Here is a 16,767-nt window from a genome sequence, read left to right as displayed (position 1 = left end):
GATTCTGAACCGGTGATGTGGGCGTGGTAGCTCTGACATCTAAAGACTTATGAGGAAGAGGGGCAAAGACTTCTAGCTTTCGGTTTAGCATATCCATGTTGCAGGTGAGATGAGGGTCGTTTCATGGGAATTCAAGGCAATGGTAGGCAAGGGTCTAACCTGGGAGGCTAAGGATGGCCGATTCCCTGAAAGCCTCTGATTGGGGACTAACGCTCATTGATCGGGCCCGACGGATTAAACGATGGAATAAAACCTCATCAGCCTGGTGTCGTGCTTCCTATACGTCCCGATCCACCCTCAATCGTTTTTGGTCTGGGGCTGCGATCCGCAGCGAAGCTTTTGTTGCCATTTGCGAAGCAGTTGGAGTCTCTTGGCAAGAGGTGGTTGAGCTGGACCCTAACCTTGCTGATGAAGAGGGATCCGTTGCCACCTTGACCCCGATCAAACCTAATTTGCCCAGCCTAACCCGGCAAGATTGGGGAGATGCACCCGCCATCAACGACTTTTATGGTCGTTTGCCTGAGCTGGAATTGATGAGTGACTGGATGCTTCAGGCTCACTGTCGCTTGATTATGGTGCTGGGCATGGGGGGCATGGGTAAAACGGCCCTAGCTGCCAACCTGGCCTATAGCCTGACCCAAGAGTTTGAATGGGTGATCTGGCGTAGTCTTCGGAATGCCCCACCCTTGGACCAGCTCCTGACTGAACTGATTCAGTTTTTGAGTTGTCAGCAAGAAACGGTTCAATTTCCAGACAATGAGCAGCGTCTGCGGCACTTGATGACCTATATGCGCAATGCTCGCTGTTTGATTGTCCTCGATAATGCTGAATCCATTTTGCAGGAGGGGGATTACCAGGGCCGATATGTGGCAGGGTATGAAGGCTATGGAGAATTTTTTCGGTGGATGGGCGAAACAGCCCATCAAAGCTGCTTGCTGCTAACTTCCCGAGAGCAACCCCAGGGACTGATTGCCCAGGAAGGTGTCAATCTTCCGGTTAAGTGTCTGCGATTAGAGGGATTACCCCTAGGGGAAGGACGGGAGCTGTTTCAGACCAAAGGTCAATATGTGGCCCAGGAGCAGGAGTGGCAGGCTGTGATTCAGCGCTATGCGGGTAATCCCTTGGCCATTAAAATCGTTGCTTCAGCCATCCGCGACTATTTTGACAGCGATATTGGCCAGTTTTTAGCCTTTGTCCAGCAAGGTCCATTTATCTTTGACGATATTCGCGATTTATTGGCCCGCCAGTTTCAACGTTTGACTGCCTGTGAGCAAGAGGTGATGTATTGGCTAGCTATCAATCGCGAACCCCTCTCCTTTGCCGATCTCAAAGCAGATTTGGTCAAGAATGTTGCCTTTAATGATTTGATGCCAGTCTTGGTTTCCTTGCAACGCCGCTCCCTGATCGAAAAAATCAGAACTGGATTTACCCAACAGCCAGTTGTGATGGAATTTGTGACCCGAGAGCTGATTGAAGCCGCCACCCAAGAGATTGTTGATGGGATTCCTCATTTACTTAGGACCCATGCCTGGGTCAAAGCCCAAGCTCAAGACTATATTCGCAAAACCCAAGAGTCCCTGATTCTGAAGCCCATTACAGATAAACTGCTGGATTTACTGGGCACAAAAACTACCATTGAAGCCCGCTGTCAGCAAATTTTAGCCCCCTTACATGGACAGCCCTACCAAGACACGGCCTATATTGCTGGCAATGTCTTGCACTTGCTCCAGCGCCTAGAGATTGATTTAAGTGGCTATGATTTGTCAGCCCTAACGGTGTGGCAAGCCAATTTACAAGGGGAAAACTTAGCCCAGGTCAATTTTGCAAACACAGATTTGAGCCGAACGGTCTTTACAGAAATTCTCGGCAATATCCTGGCGGCAACCTTTAGCCCCGATGGTGAGCTGTTAGCCACCTGCGACAATCATTACAATATTCGGTTATGGCAGATTAAAACAGGGCAACAAGTCACCCTTTGCCAAGGCCATCAAAACTGGATCCGAGCCATTTCCTTTTCACCCCAACCCTCAGAAATTCAGGGAGAAGGATATTTATTAGCCAGTGCTTGCGCCGATCACACCGTCAAGCTGTGGCAAGTATCCACGGGCAGATGCCTACGGACTCTGGTGGGCCATACCCATGAGGTCTTTTCTGTAGCCTTTAATCATGATGGCACTCTACTTGCGAGTGGGAGTGGGGATGGCACTGCCAAACTCTGGCGCACCCACTCCGGTCAATGTCTTCAGACCTGTGAAGGCCATCAAGGCTGGATTCGAGCGGTGGCCATGCCCCCCCAATCTTCATCGGCACACCCCCCTCCTGCGGTAATGGTGACGAGCAGCGAAGATCAGACGATTAAGATTTGGGATCTGACAACTGGGAAATGCTTACAAACCGGGAAAGGCCACCATGGACGGGTTCGTTCGGTTGCCTTTAGCCATGATGGGGACTATCTGGCGAGTGGCAGTGATGATGGCACGGTGAAACTGTGGGACTTCCAAACAGCCCTCTGCTTGCAAACCTATGAAGGACATCAGAGTGGGGTCTATTCCGTGGCGTTCAGTCCGAAGGCTCCGATTCTGGCCAGTGGCAGTGCCGATCAAACCGTGAAGCTATGGGATTGCCAAGCAGATCAGTGTCTGCGCACCTTGCAGGGCCATACCAACCAGATTTTTTCCTTGGCCTTCCATTCCGATGGACAAACCTTAGCCTGTGTCACCCTCGACCAAACCGTACGGCTGTGGAACTGGCAAACGACCCAGTGCCTCAGAACTTGGCAAGGCCATACCGATTGGGCCTTACCCGTTGTCTTTCACCCCCAAGGACAGCTGATTGCCAGTGGTAGTGGCGATTCGGTGATTAATCTTTGGGACTGGCAACAGCAAACCGCAATATTAAAGCTGCGTGATCATCGAGCAGTGGTCCGGTCCCTGGCCTTTAGCGATGATGGTCGTTACCTGATTAGTGGCGGTACGGATCAGACGGTGCGCATCTGGAACTGGCAAACGGGACGGTGTGAGAAAACCTTTTATGATCATCCTGATTGGGTATTTGCCGTGGCGTTGGCTTCTGTCTCGGGGCAAGCAGGATGGTTTGCCAGTGGTGGGGGTGACCCAGATGTGCGGCTATGGTCTGTGGAAACGGGGCAATGTCAGCATGTGCTAAAAGGACATAGCGATCAGGTTTGGTCGGTGGCTTTTAGCCCTGATCATCGATCGGTAGCCAGCGGCAGTACGGATCAAACGGTGCGACTTTGGGATGTGCAAACGGGAGAGTGTCTCCAGGTATTGAAAGGGCATTGCGATCGCATCTACAGCATCGCCTATCATCCTGACGGTCAAATCCTAGCCAGCGGCTCCCAGGACCATACGGTCAAGCTGTGGCATGTCGATACGGGGGAATGCCTACAGACCTTGACAGACCATAAGAGTTGGATTTTTGCGGTGGCCTTTAGTCCGAGCAACGCTAGTCAGCCCTCTATTTTGGCCTCTGGCTCCCATGATCACACCATCAAGCTTTGGGATGTGCAAACGGGGAAATGCCTAAAAACCTTATGTGGACATACTCAGTTGGTTTGCTCCGTGGCCTTTAGCCCTAATGGTCAATATCTTGTCAGCGGTTCGCAGGATCAGTCTGTGCGGGTATGGGAGATTCAGACAGGAGACTGTTTGACGGTGTTGACGGCTCGGCTCTATGAAGGCATGGATATTACTGGTGCTAAAGGGTTAACCACTGCCCAGCGGATTACGTTGCAAACCTTGGGCGCGATTGATCGTCAGCTCCTATCATCTGGGTAATCGCGAGGACGAGTGCCCCTTGCGGTTAAGACAGGGCTGTGACCTTGGCCCCGGTTAGTAAACCCAGTCATGAAACTAAGGCTAGCCCTGCCCGGCTGGTAGTTATAGCAGTCGCCATATTGAGAAGGACTTAAACTAGAGAAGTATTTTATTCCTTCTCCTGTGTGATGCCCAAAATTTATAGTTACGACCTACGTTGCAAAGTGATAGATGCGATTGAGCTAGATGGGATGCGCCCTTCAGAAGCGAGTGAACTGTTCCATATCAGTCGTAACACCATTAACCAATGGCAACACCTCAAGGCGGAAACGGGTGATTTGCATCCCAAGCCAGTCCATCATCCTGGCCATAGCCATAAAATCACTGACTGGGACAAGTTTCGAGCGTTTGCCCACAAGCATCGTCATAAAACCCAAGCTCAGATGGCTCAACTATGGGATGGAGAGATTAGTGATCGAACCATCTCAAGAGCCCTCCAGAAAATCGGATTTACTCGAAAAAAAAACATATGGGTACCGAGAACGAGATAAGCACAAACGGGCAGCGTTCATCAAACGTCTGAGTACCGTGGACCCAGACGATATCGTCTATGCGGATGAGTCGGGCATGGATCATCGAGACGAGTATGACTATGCTTATGGCCCCAAAGGTGAGCGGGTTTATGCTTTGAAGACTGGGCGTAGAAGCGGCCGAGTCAATATGATTGCGGCGTTGAGAGCAAAGCAGTTGATGGCACCGTTCACGATCGAAGGAGCTTGCAATCGGACTGTGTTTGAACTTTGGCTAGAGCGTTGCTTGATACCCGTGCTCAAGCCTGGGCAGAAGCTGGTGATAGATAATGCCACTTTTCACAAGGGAGGACAAATACAGGAATTAGTGGAAAAAGCAGGATGTGAGGTTTGGTATTTACCGCCTTATTCCCCTGACTTGAACAAGATTGAGCGGTCTTGGTCTTGGATTAAAAGTCGCATCCGTCACCAATTAGAACATTTTGGATCTCTCAGAGAAGCAATGGAACATGTTCTACATCTAGTGTCCTGAATAGAATGGCGACTGCTATATCCTACAAAACCGAGCATAGCCGACCCCATTCATACAGCTCAGCCGATATCAGACCATAAAGCCTACTCCATCAATGAGGACAATAACCACAAACCTGTATAGGTCACCCCTGAATCATCGGGCTGTACCAACAAAAAATGTAGCCCTTGGCTCCCTTGCTTACCCTGCTCAAACCCCTGGGCTGCCGGGACAATATCGGCATCATCATAAGTGACCAACACATAGCGCTCATTCAACCCGGCAGCCATAATCAACCCACTTAGCTCCGCCCGCATAGCTTGAATGGAAGCAGGTTGCTGCTGCTGCAACCATTGAGCCAACTGCATCGACCGGCGTCCCCCATTGATCAACACCCCTGGTAATCGGGTATCTGCGGCTAAACCCAACTGACTCGGCAAGAGCATCTCCGGCACTGTCCGTAGGGGAATAGGCCGTTGCAGCAGTACCGACTCTAACTCTGAAGCAGCTAAGGTTACAAACTGCCATTGGTCGCCCCAGAGATGTTCAGGCATGGGCTGGGGAGGCAACGGTTCTATCGCTAAAGGGTCATAGGATTGGCCTGTATACTCCGGTAGTTGAGCATAGGCTTGGGTTCTTACTTGCAAAACCCGCTTTAAGCCTAGCGTTTGTCGGGTGGCCTCTACAGAGATATCTAGCTTCTGCCTCACTTCTTCCATAAACGTCAGGCTACGGGGTCTAAAGACTTGGAACTGGGTGGGAGGTGGCCCCATTAAGGTAAAGAGTTCTTTTAGCTCTGCTATTAGCCAATCAGGACTAACGTTGGGTTCAGGACAGAGCCGATGGCAGGCCATTTGGGTTTGCGGATCATAAACGGTGAGTTCCCAGAGGGGATAGTCCTCAGTATTCTTAAGAGGACGGCGATCAAAGTCTACTTGCCAGATCGTCATCGTTTTTCGTTCTCCATTGGTCAACGGTTGCCCCCCATGAGCCCCACTCCTCTATCCTCTGATATTCAAGACATTTTTAACCGCATTGCCCCTGTTTATGATGACCTGAATCAATGGTTGAGCTTGGGCCAGCACCGAATTTGGAAAATGATGGCGGTCAAATGGGCCAATCCCAAACCGGGTGATCAGGGGTTGGATATTTGCTGTGGCAGTGGGGACTTAGCCAGACTGTTAGCTCAAAAAGTCTCTCCGGGTAAAGTGACCGGAGTCGATTTTTCCTCAGAGCAATTAGCCGTTGCCGAGCAACGCAGCAAGACTCAATACCCCCATTTATCCTTGGACTGGGTGGAAGGGGATGCTCTAGAACTCCCGTTTGCCACCAACCAGTTTGACTGCATCACCATGGGATATGGCCTGCGCAACGTCACCGATATTCCTCGATGTCTGGGTGAAATTTATCGTGTGCTGAAGCCCAGTGCCCGGGTGGCGATTCTAGACTTTCATCAACCTCAACAAGCTTGGATCCAGCAGTTTCAAAATTGGTATTTGCAATCGGTGGTGGTGCCCGTGGCTCAACGCTATGGCCTCACGGATGAATATGCCTATATCACCCCCAGTCTAGAGCGGTTTCCGCCTGGATCAGAGCAGGAAAGACTGGCAAAGGAAGCTGGATTAACTGAGGTGACCCACTACCCAATTGCAGGAGGTTTAATGGGAGTATTAGTGGCCAGGAAACCGACGGTCTAAGGGTGATAATTGGCGCTGGGCCATAACTCGTTTATTTCTTCAGCTTGTTGGCCTGCGGTAAAGTGCTCCCAGGTAATACCGTTCGTATCAACTTCTGCTGTAAATTCTGTGGCAGTTGACTCTTCCCAACCTAAATGTCTGACTGTGCCTTTTTGAATGGATACATCTTTGCACACGGAAATATTGAGCGTTTCAGTGCGCCAGAGGGCATATTCTCCATCAACTACGACGCAGGGTTGGGCCAATAGACGGTGGCTATAGTCCTGAACCGTCGCTGCAATATCGTCGGTCGAAATAGCGAGGTGGAGTTTTTTCATAGGTTGTCGAAATAGGTGCGACGGGCTAAAGCCTAGCGTACCAAGCTAGCCTGTTAGATTGAGGTAAAAAACACCGACAGCCTATTCCCGCAATCGAGGCATAAGCTCTGCCAGATTACAGGGAGAATGGCGAACATCCAATTGGTCATGAATCAGCGCATCCCAACCTGTACGACAAGCACCAGATGAACCGGGTAGACAAAACAGGTAGGTGCCATTGGCGACTCCCGATAAGGCCCGAGACTGAATTGTTGAAGTCTTAATGTCTTCGTAGGAGATCATGCGGAAGATTTCGCCAAACCCCTGGATTTCCTTATCCAGCAAGGGTTTGATCGCTTCTGGCGTGCCGTCCCGTCCCGTTACCCCCGTGCCTCCGGTAGTGATAATGGCCTGTACGGATTCATCGGCGATCCAGCGAGAAACAACCGCACGAATTTGGTAGATGTCGTCAGGAACGATGACTTTTTCAGCTAGAGTATGTCCGGTTTCCTGGATGCGATCGCACAACAGTTTCCCGGAGGTATCCGTGTCTTCCGTACGCGTATCAGACACCGTCATCACCGCAATATTAATGGGAATAAACTGCTTTGCCATCCTGATGCTCCCACTCGTTTCTATCTGACTGAACTAGGGTAGTGAAACTCCAGACATTTATTATTTTCTGAAATCACGCTTTACTCATGCTAAGGTTCCACCACAGCAATACAGCTATCTTGCAACGTTATGCGAACAATCGACTCGCTTGAGCAACAAATATGCCGAGTGACTTTAGCTAATGATGTATTGGCCTTACAACAGCTTATTAAACAGGGCGCTGATGTGAACATCCACTACAGGGCAGCAGAGAGACTCACGCCATTAATTCAAGCGATTAACTTGCAACGAGTTGAAATCGTCGAAACGCTCTTATTGGCAGGGGCAGATGTCCATCAAAGTCAATATGAGATAACCATGCCCTTGTGGATTGCGACGGATGTCGGGAATCTAGACATCGTTAAGCTGTTGCTCAATGAAGGTGCTAATCCAAACCGTGGCGATGTTACTTCCGCCCCTCTTCACCTGGCCATTGCCAAAGACACTCCAGATATCGTTGAAGCACTCATTCAAGCACATGCTGATCTCAACCGGACATGTGCCTTAGGGTATACCCCATTAATGACGGCTGCATCCAAAGGCAATTTGATGCTCTGTAAACGTTTAGTACAAGCGGGTGCAACCATTGACATTCATGATAATTATGGTGATACCGCTTTGACAATTGCGGAATCTTTAGACCATCAAGATATTGTCAACTTTCTACAGTCCAAGACCTAACCCACCACATATTGGAGATCCCCTTCTACTTTGCAGACTGCAAGCCACGAATGAGAGTATTGGGAATCACCGCATCATCCCAAGTTTTGGGTTTTTCTCCGACTCGAACCACCACCAACTCCTGAGACGGCATCACATAGACCCGCTGTTGTCCCCACCCATCTAGATAAAACATATCCTCCGCCAAAAAGGGCTTTGTGGCTCTTTTTTTATAGCCTGGTCCATCTTGGGTGCGCGCCTTTAGCCAAATATGGTAGCCATAGGCAGGTTCTGATCCACTAGAGACCAACATCTTTTGAATCCAGTCTGCAGGAACCACCTGTTTTTGATTCACCTTGCCATTATTGAGCAAGAGTTGACCCACCCGTAGCCAATCCTGCGATCGCGCAAACAAACAGCAAAAGGGTTTCGCATTACCGTCCGGTCGATCTAACCATAGCTGCGCTTTTTGAGCACCAATAGGCTGCCAAAGCTTGGTAGATAAGTATTGACCATATCCTTGCCCCGTCGCTCGCTCCAAAAGCAGACCTAAAATTTGGCTATTGGCATTGATATAAGCAAACTCCTGGCCGGAGGGGCGCTCTGCCGGAACGTTTAAAGCCGCCGATTGAGCATCAGTACCTAAATAGAGCTTGATAATATCCGAAAAGGGATCGTCAGCGATTTCATAATCCCGAAGGCCAGACTGCATTTTCAGCAAATCTTCAATCGTAATTTTGGCCCGATCATCGTTTGCCCATTCAGGAATATATTTGGCAACTGGGTCCTGTTCTGAACCGATGCTACCGTCTGCGATCGCAATGCCAATCAGCAAAGACAAGACCGTTTTGGCCATGGACATGGAATTGGTATAAGCCGCCTGGTTATGACCTCGCCAGTACTTTTCCAGCACCAGTTTGCCTTGATGCATCACCAAGAGTGACGAGGAGCGATGGTCTTGGGCATACTGTTCAATTTTCTCCAAGGCAGCCTGAGACAACTGGGGTTGAGCCGTGGCAACAGGTTGACTATCTCCCCCAGAAACCGTCGCCATGGGAGCGTACCACCCCACCCCTGTAATGGGATTCTCTGGGTAAGTCAGCATCCGTTGGATAAAGGTCCATTGCCAAGCCACAACTCCCCCCACTCCGATCGCCATCAAAGCGAGTATTCCTGCCAGTATCTTTAGCGCTTTTTTCAATCTGGTTATCACTGATGTTCATCAGACTTATTTTAGGGGTTGAAGCAGACGACCAAGGGTATCCAGTGAACAACGTAAATACCCCGTCCATCAGGGATAAATATCGACCAACTAAAAATCTCTGTAATCCTCTCATAGAAAGTTTTTCAGCATAATGCGCTGCAGTGATTACAGTCACGTGAGCCTTGGATCAACATCACTGAATCTGAAGGACACTCCCCAGAGAATCAAGTTAATGACTTAAACCCTCTCAGACTTATCAACACCCTGGAGAACAGCCACCATGCCACTCAAATACCGCAATACCCCCTACACCTCTTTCATCAACGCCGAACCCAACACACCCGAAGGGTATACCGGTAGCTATCGCGGGCTAACCACTACTATTCCTGCTGCTCAGCCAACCGTTGCCCCTCAGCAAGAGCAGGTGATCAAATATCGAGGGGTCACCACAACCCTCCATTTTGCTTAATCTATTGCAATCTGAATCACTACCAAGGGAAAAACATCATGCAGCTGAAATATCGAAATAACCTTTATACCGCTACAACAAACCCAACCGTTGTGTCCTCTGAAGTATTGCAGGGCACCTATCGGGGATTATCCATGGCAATCAATGTGATGCAACCCGTCTCCACTGTGCAGGAGCGAGAGCCCATGCAACAGCCTCAGCAACTGATTCAATATCGAGGCACTAAAACCTACCTGAGGTTTGCCTAAAAATGGAAGCAGCCCCTCAGTTGCAGCATGTGCTGCAACTGAGTTTGTCCTGTTTAAACGTTACGGGTCTGACGGACAACACCTCACTCAAAACGCCAACCATGACGGATAGGTATAGTTCCTAATCGTCCATCCAGCAGCCCTTCAGTTCATCAGGTTAAGGTGAATGTTTGACAGGAGGGAGAAGAGGAGCTTTTGCTGCATATTATCTCTCGTCGTAATATATTGATTATCCCCAGCGATCAATGTCACACTCAAGTTGATCTATCCTAGATATTCTGAAAAAGAATTCTTTCATCCTCACTCATCCCCATCCATTGATGCCTACTTCAAAATTTCTGCTGACAGCTCTAGCTGGCACTGCTTTTCTTGCCCTTGCCCCTCAAGCTGCTCAAGCCGCTCCGTCTGGCACCTGGCTCTCTCAGCCTCAAATTCGCTACCACGTATCGTCTAACACTTTGAATCAGGCGATGGCGAAAATTAAGCAGCAGCAATATAAGGTGGTATTTCTCGACTTTCGCAATGTCTCTGATGAGGTTCAGAAACAGGTCAGTCAAGCAGCCCGTCAGCATCAGCTTAAGCCAGTAGTGTGGATTCAGTCCCCCCAGTTGCGCTCCCTCACGGTCTCCCAGCTGGTGCATGAGGCTCGCCATACCGATGGCCTGCAAGTAGATGATCACTACTTTACCCACTACTCTCAAAAAGACTTTTTCAAACTCCGCCGGGCGTACACGAAGACGATTTACTGCAGTATTCAACCGTTTCAAGCCAAGCAATTACCATCTGGGGGCTGCAATCAAGTGGATGTGCAATGTTACACCCCTAGTAGCCTGGCAAACTGTATGAAGTTAGCCGACCGCTTGAACGCAGTGACCAGCCTTTCCGCCCAGAACACCTATCAGCATCGGCAAAAATTGGCAGGTCGCCGCTTTAATGTGTTTTTGTGGCCCTACAGCAACCAATTCTTTAAAACCGCGAGTCAGCCCTAATCAGCCTCGATCTCGCCAGAGGGCAATCCCACCGAGAATACCGGCTCGATTACTGACAATTTCAACATTGTCGGAGAGATCGATCTTGACCCGTTTGGTTTCGCCTCCTCCCATATACAGCCGGTCATAGTTAAACAGGTGTTCGAGGTTCTTGATCGCTTGGGCTAAATGACGATTCCAGGCTTTCTTGCCTTTTTTCTTCATAGCTTGACGCCCCAGCTGCTGTTCGTAGGTTTTGCCTTTGATAAAAGGGTGATGGGCAATTTCTAGGTTGGGCACGAGGTGACCATTCACAAATAATGCCGACCCAAAGCCAGTCCCCAGGGTAACGACTAGCTCTACCCCTTGGCCTGAGATGGCCCCATAGCCTTGAATATCTGCATCATTGGCCACGCGCACAGGGGCATCCAAACGCGCTTCCAAATTTTTCGCTAGGTCGTAATCAATCCATTCTTTATTGAGATTCACGGCTGTTTTGATAACGCCATTTTGAACCACCCCTGGAAAGCCCACGGACACACGGTTGAAATCTCCTTGTCCTTTGGCCAGTTCAACAATCACATCTAAAACAGCAGGCGGGTTGGGATAAGAAGGGGTTTCAATGCGCTGGCGCTCGGTGATGGGTTGACCGCTTTCGTCTAAAACCATGGCTTTAATCCCACTACCGCCAATATCAACGGATAAGACTAAAAGAGATTCATCAGCAGGGGTACCCATCTATTTTTCCTAGCTCATGTGACAACCTTTAACTCCGCTAGTCTAGACCAAAGTGTTCCTGAATTTGACATCTGCTTGTAATCTTTACCAGAGCTAGGTTTGCTCGTTACTGACTGCTAGAAGTATCTCTATTTCATTGCTCAGTCTATTCTCAGTATTGGTCAGTAGAATAGGCCGTAATTATCTTGAAATCTGAGCGATTATCATGAGCTTCTTTCAACCTCAGCGGCGTAAACTGTTATCCCTCTTGGGGTTAGGGGCGGCATCGGCTGTTGGAGCTGCATTGTTACCGCGATCGCAAAATCGTTCCGTGACCGCCTTCGAAACGCCCTCCAATACATCTCTCTGGACCAAGCGAGATGATGTGAATTTGGGCCAACCGCTCCACCCTTTTCAAGGCATTTCCCACTGGCTCAATTCTGAGCCTCTTAGCATTGCAGACCTCAAAGGAAAAGTCGTTCTTGTCCAGTTTTGGACTTTTGGCTGCATCAATAGCCAGCGCACTCTCCCCTATGTCACTCGCTGGCACCAGCAATATGCCGATCAGGGTCTACAAGTGATTGGTATTCATACCCCGGAATTTAAATATGAACATGCTGCCAGCAATGTCCAAAAGGCTCTAGCGGAATACCAAATTGCCTATCCCGTGCCCCTAGACAACAACTATCAAACCTGGAAAGCCTACCGTAATCGCTATTGGCCCCATCTGTTCTTAACCAATCGCGAAGGTGTGATTACCTATCACCACATTGGTGAGGGGGCCTATCAAGAAACCGAGCAGACCATCCAAGCGCTACTAGGTTAAGTTGAGCCATCCTCTCAAGCGGTCGATATCCTAACATGACGAAAACGGTTGATTCACTCATCGAAATTGAATTCTCTGGATATTTTGATTAGGCTGGAAGCAAATCAGCTTAAAAAGATAACTCTAAGATGACCGTTCATGTTTCGGTTGAAGAAGCAGCAGCACATCTACCTGACTTAGTGCAGCAAGTACTAGGTGGCGAAGAAGTAGTAATTAGCGTGGATGGGGACGACCAAGCGCAAGTCACGTTGGTCTCATCGCTAATCGATAAGCAGGCTCCACTCAAACCTCGCAGGCCGGGTATCGATGAAGGGCAATTTGTGGTGCCGGACAACTTCAATGATCCATTGCCTGATGAGATCCTGCGAGCTTTTGAGGGTCAATAACGTTGTAGATGAGAGCATTACTGGATACCCATACTTTTCTTTGGTGGAATACAAACGATGCCCAGCTCTCTGCTGCTGCCAGACAATTCATTGAGAATTCAGACCATATTCTGTTGCTCAGTGTCGTCAGTGTTTGGGAGATAGTAATCAAATACAAGCTGGGTAAATTGCCATTACCTGAATCACCTGAAATCTATATACCAAAACGTTTAGAGTATTATCAGTTTCAAATTTTACCTGTACACTTGCCTCACGTGCTGAGAATTGCCCATCTTGCACCCCATCACAATGACTCTTTTGATCGCCTGCTCATTGCCCAAAGTCAAATGGAGAAACTTGCCATCATTACCGTGGACAAAAAGATTCAACAGTATTCAGTGGAGATCATTTGGTAAGGCAATTGGAGAGAGAATGCAGGTTAAGGCATCTATCGCTTTAAGGTTTTCGAGACTTCCTCCAAGTAGTTAGGAAAACTGTTGAAAGCAGAGAAATATTTTGTATGAACTCTACCTTCAACTATCTGGATGCTTTTAAGGCCCATAACAGGGCAGACATCAAAAATGTTGGCAAGGTCATTTTCAATCCACTTGATGCAGGATTACTATACTTACCTTCGGGAAAGCTATTCGCATGCGATCCATTGGTGATTGGTGCAAGCCCTTCTTTCGATGCTGAGTTCCCTCAGAAAAGCTGCTACCCAGTTACCTTAAGCATTGCTCAGGTACTGGATCGAAAAATGTCTCCAAGAGTTGCCTATGCAATGGTTCAGTTCACTCAGACACAGCCTCTGAAATGGAAGCTGGCAAATTTTCTAGGATATGATTTGAGTTCTCTTCAAGAAGGAGAATTTTTTGGCTATGGTGTTGATTCAGCCACAGGTTGTTTTATCGACTATGAAGCTTCTTTCTTGCTAGATGATATGACTTATATGGAAGAACCGAAAAGTTTGCTGGATGAATTATCAGACATCCTAGAAGATATTCAATCTTCTTCCGTTGCATGGGCTAATTTATGTATAGATAAGCACACACATGCCAACGTTGTAGCATTTCAGACTGGCTGGGGTGACGGTGTCTATGCATCCTTTTTTGGATATGACGTAGAGAACAATATTGCCTGCGTTGTTACTGACTGTCAGCTCTTTGATACCAAGAAAATGACTTGGCTTTAGTACCTACGTTTTAAGCGTGATTCACATTGGTTGGATACCATCCAAAATAATTAAACTGGCAGTATTTTCTCAAAGCTGTGGCTTTCCTTCGCCATCAACCTCAAAAACTCCTCCCATAAAAATCGCGTTATTTTCCCAGGACACTGGGGAAGTCGATACTCATTGATTTGGTTCACAGGCATCATTAGCCGCACAGAAGAGCTTAAAAATGCTTCTTCCGCTGACCATAAGTCTTCTGGCTTGAGGATAACTTCCTCACAGGGAATGCCATGGGTTTGCAGAATTCGCCACAGGAAATAACGGGTAATGCCCTTCAAAATCCCCACATCTGCGGGTGGGGTTTGCACCACACCTTCTCGGACAATCCAGAGATTACTGGTTGTAGCTTCAGTAATGTCGCCCTGCTGATTGAGCATCAGCGCATCTTCAGCACCCTGCTGCTGGGCTTCTAGTAACGCCAAAATATTGTTGAGATAATTCCCTGTTTTAGCGGCTGGAGACAGAGCTTGACGATCATTACGGAGCCGCTCACTAATCACCAGATGTATCCCTTGCTCTGACAAGATGGGCTCTGGCGAGATTTCCGAAGCGACAATGAGTAAGCTGGGTTGCAGGTTCGGACTGGGTTGAAGACTAATTTTAGTTTCAGTCCCCCGGCTGACCACAATGCGGATATAGGACTCCTGCCACGGCGCTTGTTGGAGCGTACGTTCTACTTCAGCTTGAATATGCTGATCGCTCCACGGCACCTCCATATATAGATGCTCTGCAGACTGACGGAGGCGATCCAGATGCTCTTGCAGTCCAAAGTGGCGACCCTGAAACGTTCGCACCACTTCGTAAATGCTGTCACCATACAAGAAACCGCGATCTAAAACGGAAACCGTTGCCGATGCAGCTATCACACCATTGAGATTTGTCAGTAGACTCATGGCCCGCCAATCCAAAGTACTACAGACAATCTACCCGAACAGACCCCTATCCCTAACCTGGGTAAAGAATCCTGAGATCAATTCATATTTATTTACCCGTAAGGATTGGACTCCACCTCTTGCTTCATCCGTTCTAGGGTGCGATTCATATTGTCAAACATCTGCTGAGGCGTCATACCAAACTGCCCAAGCTGAGTTTGGAGTTGCTCGACCGTCATCCGGGCCATAAAATCATCGGACAGCTCAAAGCGCTTCATAAACACGCGATAGCGGTCCATCATTTCTTCCATGCGCTCGATATAGAGCACTTTGCCATCCCGATCAAACTTGCCATAGCTGCCCCCTAACTGCATGAGGGACTGATAATCCTCAAACAGTTGCTTTGCCTCCTGCTGCACAATATCAGAATCAAAAAATCCCATGATTAAATGTGATGTCCTTAGAAAAGTAATGGGTAGCGGTATATGTACTAATGTTACCGCTTTCTCCTCAATGCACCTAGGGAAGAGCATTAGGGGAAACCGTAATCTTCTCCTTGGGGGTAGGCTATTTTATCCCTGGTTGAGATTAGTGAGCCACTCGGGCTGCAGGACAATACCCAGCTATCTCGAACGGGACCGTCTTGGAAAATTTCTTCGCAAGCTGTTTCACGCGTTCAGGTCTTTGGACCTCGACATGTAAGTGAGGACCAGAACTCCAACCCGAATTACCGCTAAAGCCAATTAACTGTTGGGCATGCACCCACTGTCCAACTTTTAGGTTGACTTTTCGATTAAATTTCTTTTGCAGATGGATATAGGCGGAGCGATAGCCACCATCATGCTCTAGCCATACATAGTTAAAACGAGAAGATTTGGATTGGCTACCGCCATTATCAGGATAGTAATCTCGGATGGCGATCACTTTACCTGAACGCATGGCATAAACTGGAGTGCCGATATTTACTGCTAAATCGTAGGCATATTCCATTCGGCCTCGATGGGTTTGGCCCCTTATACCCTGGCTCAGATGGCCTTGTCCCTTTAAGGGATGGCAAAATCCCCGTAGGGGAGACGTTACGGTTGCATAGGCTTGCAAGGGTACCTGATATCGATTACGACTCAACGGCTGCGGTGACCGTGCCCCACCCACTGCCTTAGGGGACGCTCCTGCACTAACAGAATCAGGTGTGATAATCGTCGAAGTCGATCGGTGGTAAGGAATCGGTTGACTATAGACGAGACGGGGCAGATCAGAGACGAACGCACTCACGGAAAGCAATACAGCCGTCACGACATTACGCCACCGCTGTTCATTGAGCACCTGTTGCAGCTGCTGGTGACTGATTAATCCTCGTTGAATTAAGATTTCACCGAGCTTTAGGTGAGTATGTCGCTGTTCTGCTAATGCCTGAGATAACTCAGCGGGACTGATTAATCCCTTCTGAACCAGTAGTTCACCAAGCCAAACCTTCTTTTTCTGTTTGCGCTGAGTTAAGAGCATGGGCAAATCCTTTCAAACTGTATGTTCCCTGAACTCTCATGCTGAGTAGTCAGCCCTGCCAAAACCAGCAATATAACTATCCATAGTTTGTGATTACTGGTTGGTTCGACTCTGAGAGCCCATCATCAATCTCTCGCCCATAGGTTGCCCACTCGCTTCATGGGAAGGAACTTTCAGCTATTAGAGAATAAAAATCAACCCTTATTTCATGCCAAAGGGTATCAGAAATAACCATTCACT

20 protein-coding genes are annotated in these 16,767 nt (G+C 48.5%); 12 read left to right on the top strand and 8 right to left on the bottom strand.

What is annotated here, in order from left to right; translation table 11 throughout:
• Nucleotides 1-173 precede the first annotated feature (173 nt).
• Nucleotides 174-3,797: a WD40 domain-containing protein gene (locus AM1_RS17360; RefSeq protein ID WP_012164186.1), complete on the top strand. Its 3,624-nt coding sequence runs from the start codon at nucleotides 174-176 to the stop codon at nucleotides 3,795-3,797.
• Between the two features lie 167 nt (nucleotides 3,798-3,964).
• Nucleotides 3,965-4,838 (top strand): IS630-like element ISAcma25 family transposase gene (locus AM1_RS17350; protein ID WP_148215757.1). Its coding sequence is split into 2 segments (ribosomal slippage): nucleotides 3,965-4,294 and nucleotides 4,296-4,838, totalling 873 coding nucleotides; the frame shifts between segments, so codons are not numbered across the junction.
• Nucleotides 4,839-4,921: 83 nt separating this feature from the next.
• On the opposite strand, the gene AM1_RS17345 is transcribed toward AM1_RS17350, so the two are convergent.
• Nucleotides 4,922-5,767 (bottom strand): Tab2/Atab2 family RNA-binding protein, encoded by an 846-nt coding sequence (locus tag AM1_RS17345; RefSeq protein WP_012164185.1) that lies wholly within the window; start codon nucleotides 5,765-5,767, stop codon nucleotides 4,922-4,924.
• Nucleotides 5,768-5,803: 36 nt separating this feature from the next.
• Between AM1_RS17345 and ubiE the strand changes: the two genes are divergently transcribed.
• The gene (gene ubiE, locus AM1_RS17340; protein WP_041660948.1) at nucleotides 5,804-6,514 is read left to right on the top strand and encodes a bifunctional demethylmenaquinone methyltransferase/2-methoxy-6-polyprenyl-1,4-benzoquinol methylase UbiE; all 711 of its coding nucleotides are present in this window, start codon (nucleotides 5,804-5,806) and stop codon (nucleotides 6,512-6,514) included.
• Here the strand turns inward: ubiE and AM1_RS17335 are convergent.
• The gene (locus tag AM1_RS17335) at nucleotides 6,511-6,831 is read right to left on the bottom strand and encodes a VOC family protein (RefSeq protein ID WP_012164183.1); all 321 of its coding nucleotides are present in this window, start codon (nucleotides 6,829-6,831) and stop codon (nucleotides 6,511-6,513) included. The genes ubiE and AM1_RS17335 overlap by 4 nt on opposite strands.
• A gap of 81 nt (nucleotides 6,832-6,912) precedes the next feature.
• The gene (gene moaB, locus AM1_RS17330) at nucleotides 6,913-7,425 is read right to left on the bottom strand and encodes a molybdenum cofactor biosynthesis protein B (protein WP_012164182.1); all 513 of its coding nucleotides are present in this window, start codon (nucleotides 7,423-7,425) and stop codon (nucleotides 6,913-6,915) included.
• A 129-nt stretch (nucleotides 7,426-7,554) separates the two neighbouring features.
• Here moaB and AM1_RS17325 point away from each other — a divergent pair, with 129 nt between their 5' ends.
• Nucleotides 7,555-8,145, top strand: a complete 591-nt coding sequence (locus tag AM1_RS17325; protein ID WP_049783749.1) for an ankyrin repeat domain-containing protein — start codon at nucleotides 7,555-7,557, stop codon at nucleotides 8,143-8,145.
• 25 nt (nucleotides 8,146-8,170) lie between these two features.
• On the opposite strand, the gene AM1_RS17320 is transcribed toward AM1_RS17325, so the two are convergent.
• Nucleotides 8,171-9,325, bottom strand: a complete 1,155-nt coding sequence (locus AM1_RS17320; RefSeq protein ID WP_238549001.1) for a serine hydrolase domain-containing protein — start codon at nucleotides 9,323-9,325, stop codon at nucleotides 8,171-8,173.
• A 283-nt stretch (nucleotides 9,326-9,608) separates the two neighbouring features.
• On the opposite strand from AM1_RS17320, the gene AM1_RS17315 reads away from it, so the two are divergent.
• From AM1_RS17315 to AM1_RS17305, 4 genes are all read left to right on the top strand, one after another.
• Nucleotides 9,609-9,797, top strand: a complete 189-nt coding sequence (locus tag AM1_RS17315; RefSeq protein ID WP_012164179.1) for a DUF4278 domain-containing protein — start codon at nucleotides 9,609-9,611, stop codon at nucleotides 9,795-9,797.
• Nucleotides 9,798-9,835: 38 nt separating this feature from the next.
• Nucleotides 9,836-10,045, top strand: a complete 210-nt coding sequence (locus tag AM1_RS17310; protein WP_012164178.1) for a DUF4278 domain-containing protein — start codon at nucleotides 9,836-9,838, stop codon at nucleotides 10,043-10,045.
• Between the two features lie 2 nt (nucleotides 10,046-10,047).
• A complete protein-coding gene (locus AM1_RS43995; RefSeq protein ID WP_012164177.1) occupies nucleotides 10,048-10,170 on the top strand; it encodes a hypothetical protein in 123 nt (40 codons plus the stop codon).
• A gap of 195 nt (nucleotides 10,171-10,365) precedes the next feature.
• Nucleotides 10,366-11,034, top strand: coding sequence for a hypothetical protein (locus AM1_RS17305; RefSeq protein WP_012164176.1), 669 nt, complete (start codon nucleotides 10,366-10,368; stop codon nucleotides 11,032-11,034).
• On the opposite strand, the gene AM1_RS17300 is transcribed toward AM1_RS17305, so the two are convergent.
• Entirely contained in the window at nucleotides 11,035-11,751 is a 717-nt protein-coding gene (locus tag AM1_RS17300; protein ID WP_012164175.1) for an ROK family protein, read from the bottom strand.
• 205 nt (nucleotides 11,752-11,956) lie between these two features.
• Here AM1_RS17300 and AM1_RS17295 point away from each other — a divergent pair, with 205 nt between their 5' ends.
• The 4 genes from AM1_RS17295 to AM1_RS17280 all read left to right on the top strand — a co-directional run bounded on the left by AM1_RS17295 (nucleotide 11,957) and on the right by AM1_RS17280 (nucleotide 14,113).
• The gene (locus AM1_RS17295; protein WP_012164174.1) at nucleotides 11,957-12,556 is read left to right on the top strand and encodes a redoxin domain-containing protein; all 600 of its coding nucleotides are present in this window, start codon (nucleotides 11,957-11,959) and stop codon (nucleotides 12,554-12,556) included.
• Between the two features lie 128 nt (nucleotides 12,557-12,684).
• A complete protein-coding gene (locus AM1_RS17290) occupies nucleotides 12,685-12,942 on the top strand; it encodes a type II toxin-antitoxin system Phd/YefM family antitoxin (RefSeq protein ID WP_012164173.1) in 258 nt (85 codons plus the stop codon).
• Nucleotides 12,943-12,950: 8 nt separating this feature from the next.
• The gene (locus tag AM1_RS17285) at nucleotides 12,951-13,337 is read left to right on the top strand and encodes a type II toxin-antitoxin system VapC family toxin (RefSeq protein ID WP_012164172.1); all 387 of its coding nucleotides are present in this window, start codon (nucleotides 12,951-12,953) and stop codon (nucleotides 13,335-13,337) included.
• 104 nt (nucleotides 13,338-13,441) lie between these two features.
• Nucleotides 13,442-14,113, top strand: a complete 672-nt coding sequence (locus AM1_RS17280; protein WP_012164171.1) for a DUF4241 domain-containing protein — start codon at nucleotides 13,442-13,444, stop codon at nucleotides 14,111-14,113.
• Between the two features lie 50 nt (nucleotides 14,114-14,163).
• On the opposite strand, the gene AM1_RS17275 is transcribed toward AM1_RS17280, so the two are convergent.
• The 3 genes from AM1_RS17275 to AM1_RS17265 all read right to left on the bottom strand — a co-directional run bounded on the left by AM1_RS17275 (nucleotide 14,164) and on the right by AM1_RS17265 (nucleotide 16,527).
• Nucleotides 14,164-15,045, bottom strand: a complete 882-nt coding sequence (locus tag AM1_RS17275) for an aminotransferase class IV (protein WP_012164170.1) — start codon at nucleotides 15,043-15,045, stop codon at nucleotides 14,164-14,166.
• A gap of 92 nt (nucleotides 15,046-15,137) precedes the next feature.
• Complete coding sequence (locus AM1_RS17270) at nucleotides 15,138-15,467, bottom strand: DUF1825 family protein (RefSeq protein WP_010475860.1); 330 nt, start codon at nucleotides 15,465-15,467, stop codon at nucleotides 15,138-15,140.
• Nucleotides 15,468-15,612: 145 nt separating this feature from the next.
• A complete protein-coding gene (locus AM1_RS17265; protein WP_041659923.1) occupies nucleotides 15,613-16,527 on the bottom strand; it encodes a M23 family metallopeptidase in 915 nt (304 codons plus the stop codon).
• Nucleotides 16,528-16,767: the final 240 nt, after the last annotated feature.

Source organism: Acaryochloris marina MBIC11017, from assembly GCF_000018105.1.
Classification (GTDB): Bacteria; Cyanobacteriota; Cyanobacteriia; order Thermosynechococcales; family Thermosynechococcaceae; genus Acaryochloris; species Acaryochloris marina.
Note: the sequence above shows the minus strand (reverse complement) of the source record. Positions and strands in the feature narration are given on the sequence as shown.